Origin of the sequence: Streptomyces sp. YS-3 (genome assembly GCF_045257485.1) — a bacterium.
GTDB lineage: Bacteria > Actinomycetota > Actinomycetes > Streptomycetales > Streptomycetaceae > Streptomyces.
On record NZ_JBJHPC010000658.1, the window covers coordinates 1 to 3,738 of the forward strand.

A 3,738-nucleotide genomic window follows, 5' to 3' on the forward strand; every position below is an offset into this window, starting at 1 on the left:
ACCCCGTACCTCCCCTTAGCGTGATGAAGGGCGCGTATCCCCTCGTAAGGAGACGTACGCCATGGGACGTCACACCAAGGACGCCGTCGAAGAGAGCAGGGCGGAGCGCATCGCCGCCGCTYCGGCACCGGAGGAGAGTGCCGGAGCGGCGGCGGGGGCGAGTCCCGGCGAGCCGCCCCGGCGCGGTGCGGGCGCGGCCACGGCCGCCGCCGCTGCCGCCGGGCGCGCCGGCCACCAGGGCGCCGCCCATGAACACCGCTGGCTGGTCCTCGCCGTCATCGGTCTCGCCCAGCTCATGGTGGTGCTCGACGCCACCATCGTGAACATCGCTCTGCCCTCCGCGCAGAGCGATCTCGGCTTCAGCGACGGCAACCGTCAGTGGATCGTCACCGCGTACGCCCTCGCCTTCGGCTCGCTGCTGCTGCTCGGCGGGCGCGTCGCGGACCTCGTGGGCCGCAAGGCCGTCTTCCTGACCGGCCTGGTGGGCTTCGCGGTGGCCTCCGCGATCGGCGGCGCCGCGCCCAGCTTCACCGTGCTGGTCCTCGCCCGCGCCCTCCAGGGCGTCTTCGGCGCGCTGCTCGCGCCGGCCGCGCTCTCCCTGCTCACCACGACGTTCACCGACCCGAAGGAGCGCGCCAAGGCCTTCGGGATCTACGGCGCGATCGCGGGCACCGGCGGCGCGGTGGGTCTGCTGCTCGGCGGTCTGCTCACCGAGTACCTCAACTGGCGCTGGTGCCTGTACGTGAACCTGATCTTCGCGGCCATCGCCTTCCTCGGCGCCCTGCGGCTGCTGCACCCGGGAGCCCCGGCCGACCGTCCCAAGCTCGACATCCCCGGCACGCTCCTCGTCTCGGCGGGCCTGTTCTGCATCGTCTTCGGTTTCTCCAACGCCGAGAAGCACTCCTGGAGTTCCCCGCAGACCTGGGGCTTCCTGGCGGCGGGTGGCGTCCTGCTGGTGGCCTTCGTCCTGTGGCAGCGGCGCGCCGCCCACCCGCTGCTGCCGTTGCGTGTCGTCCTCGACCGGGACCGGGGCGCCTCGTTCCTGGCGATGTTCATCTCCGGTGCCGGGATGTTCGGGGTGTTCCTCTTCCTCACGTACTACCTGCAACAGGTGCTGCGCTACTCGCCGGTGAAGACCGGACTCGCCTTCATCCCCATGGTCGTGATCATGATCGCGTCCTCGGTGATCGCGCAGAACCGGTTCGTGCCCCGCCTGGGCGCCAAACCGATCGTGCCGCTGGGCATGGGGCTCGGCGCGGCGGGGCTGGTGTGGATGACGGCGCTGGACGTGGACAGTACGTACGCGCCGCACGTACTGCCGCCGCTGCTGGTGATGGGCTGCGGCATGGGCCTGATCTTCGCCCCGGCGATGAACCTGGCCACGGCCGGGGTCGCCGCCCACGACGCGGGCGTGGCCTCCGCGATGGTCAACACCAGCCAGCAGGTGGGCGGTTCGGTGGGCACCTCGCTCCTGAACACCCTGGCCACCAGCGCCGCCACCCACTACCTGGTCGGCAGGCGGCCGACGCCGCAGGTCCTCGCCAAGGCCCAGCTGCACAGCTACGCCACCGCCTACTGGTGGTCGGCCGGCTTCTTCGCCCTCGGCCTGCTGGTCACCGTGATCCTCTACCGCAAGGGCCCGCCCCGGCCACCCCCGACGGACGGCGCGGACGCGGGCCCGATCCACATGTGACGGCGACGCCCCGGAAGCTCGGAACAGCCCGGGGCGCCCGGGGCGCCCGGGGCGCCCGGGCCCCTGAGCCACCGGGGTGCCCGGCGGGTCAGACGAACAGGAACGCCGTCGCCGTCGCCGCCCCCAGCGCCGTGCCCGCCACCGTCTGGGCCACCGTGTGGTAGCTCAGGGCCACCCGCGACCAGCACACGGCGATGGTCAGCGCGTAGGCGAGCAGCCACAGGGGCTGGTGCGTGACGGCGGCGAGGAGCGCCACCACCGCCGACGCGACGGACGCGTCCACCGAGATCTTCCAGACCGTGTTCACCGCGAGCAGCCCGATCGTCATCACCCACAGCGCGAGCATCGACGCGAGGATGCCGAGGGGTGCGTTCCCGAGGACCATGACCAGCGAGCCGGTGCCGATCGAGCCGAGGATGACGAAGAAGATCGGCGCCCGTTTCGTACGGTCGACGACGTGCCGGTCGCCCCAGGTGCCGCGCCCGCGCTCCCACTCGATGTACCCGGCCGGGATCAGCCCCGCGCACAGCGCGCCCAGGAAACCCCACAGCAGCCCGGTCCAGTCGCCCGCCGCAGCGAAACCGATGCCGAGCATGCCGGCGAGCAGGCAGTTGCGGGGCTGGAGGACGTTGGTGACGGCGAGGGCGACGGGCCGCCGGGTCGGGTCGTCGAGACCGCCGGTGCGGGTCTCGGTGGGGCGGTTCTCGGTGGTGCTGGTCACGCGGTGGTCTCCCGGGCCTCGGTCCGCGCCGACGCCAGGACCTCGCGGGCCCGGCCGTGCGGAATCGTCTGGTACGCGGCGGCCACCCGTACCAGCCAGGCGACCTCGCCGTCCTGGTCGGTGGCGTGCTGCGGCTCGATGGCGGCGGCGCGGCCGGCCGGGGCGCCCTCGGCCTTGGCGGCGAGGGCCGCCTTGATCCAGTACGCGTCGGCGAGCGGCCCGGCGGCCTCGGGCCCGGCGGCCTCGCTCCCGGTCGCCTCGGCCCCAACCCTCTCGCTCCCCATCCCCTCGCTCCCCGCGGCCCGCTTGGCGGCCTCCAGGAGCTCGTCCGGCACGTAGTGGCGCAGCTTCTCCACCGCGTCCGCGATGTCCGCGGCCCACCGGTCGATCCGCAGGTCGGCCGGGGCGTCGAAGCGCGTCAGCTCCCGTACCAGGGACCTGGGCGGCTCGAACGGCTGGTCCGGGAAGGCCGTCATCAGCTCGTACCAGAGCGGGTGCAGCCGCGCCTGTGCCCGCCACAGCCGCACCCGTCGCCAGCCCTTGCTGAAGGCCGGGATGGACGCGCCCAGCGCGAAGAACGCGAACAGCACGATCTGCGAGGCCTCGGTGATCTCGTCGAATTCCAGCGCGAACGACTTGCTCGGCTGATCAACCACGCTCACCCACAGGAACAGCGTCCGGCTGACGGTGTAGGCGACGCCGATGAACATGGCGAACGTCATCATGCCGAGCCCCAGGCGCAGATGGCGCACCTTGGCGTTGCCGGTGGCCAGCGCCCACTGGTAGGCGCAGACGGCCGAGGATGCGCCCAAGTACAGGTAGAACACGCTCATGTACAGCGTCGCGCCCCACTGGCCGGCGTGGTCCGAGACGAACCGGTCGGAGGGCACGGACCGGTCGACGACCGTGAAGAACAGCACGGTCAGCAGGACCAGCGTGGCCGCCGACGCCTTGGCGGCGACCCGCTGCACGTTCCGCGCGAACCGCACATGGCGGGGGACGGCGCCCTCGTCCGGGAAGTGGCCGTAGATCGCCACGATGTAGCTGAGGATGGCCAGGATCGCGATGGTGGCGGTGTAGTGCTTGATGAGGACGGCGAGGTCGGTGACCTCGCTGTCGTTGAGCGTGATGCGTACGAACTTGGTCTTGGTCCACAGGGCGACGGCGAACCCGGCGTAGCAGCCCCACAGGGCGCGTCGGCGCTTGTCCTCCTCGTCGCCCCAAAGGGCGGCTGGCATACGCCACAGGGCGACGGCGGTCATCAGCGCGGCTATGAGGTAGCCGGCGAGGTCGAGGGGGCTCACGGGTTCCTTCGTGGGGGGAC

General features: G+C 72.1%; 3 protein-coding genes. 1 reads left to right on the forward strand and 2 read right to left on the reverse strand.

What is annotated here, in order from left to right; translation table 11 throughout:
* The first annotated feature begins 61 nt into the window (after nt 1-61).
* Nucleotides 62-1,693: an MFS transporter gene (locus tag ACJA3G_RS32720; RefSeq protein ID WP_406556661.1), complete on the forward strand. Its 1,632-nt coding sequence runs from the start codon at nt 62-64 to the stop codon at nt 1,691-1,693.
* An 88-nt stretch (nt 1,694-1,781) separates the two neighbouring features.
* On the opposite strand, the gene ACJA3G_RS32725 is transcribed toward ACJA3G_RS32720, so the two are convergent.
* Together ACJA3G_RS32725 and ACJA3G_RS32730 are read right to left on the reverse strand one after the other, a co-directional pair.
* Nucleotides 1,782-2,288 carry a hypothetical protein gene (locus tag ACJA3G_RS32725; RefSeq protein WP_406556662.1) on the reverse strand — a complete coding sequence of 169 codons (507 nt, stop codon included), beginning with the start codon at nt 2,286-2,288 and terminating at the stop codon, nt 1,782-1,784.
* Between the two features lie 122 nt (nt 2,289-2,410).
* The gene (locus ACJA3G_RS32730) at nt 2,411-3,718 is read right to left on the reverse strand and encodes an MAB_1171c family putative transporter (RefSeq protein WP_406556663.1); all 1,308 of its coding nucleotides are present in this window, start codon (nt 3,716-3,718) and stop codon (nt 2,411-2,413) included.
* Between the last annotated feature and the right edge of the window lie 20 nt (nt 3,719-3,738).

What these genes read in the sequence shown, in the direction of transcription:
- ACJA3G_RS32725 (WP_406556662.1), bottom strand. Translation starts at nt 2,288, where the DNA reads ATGCTCGGCATCGGTTTCGCTGCGGCGGGCGACTGGACCGGGCTGCTG.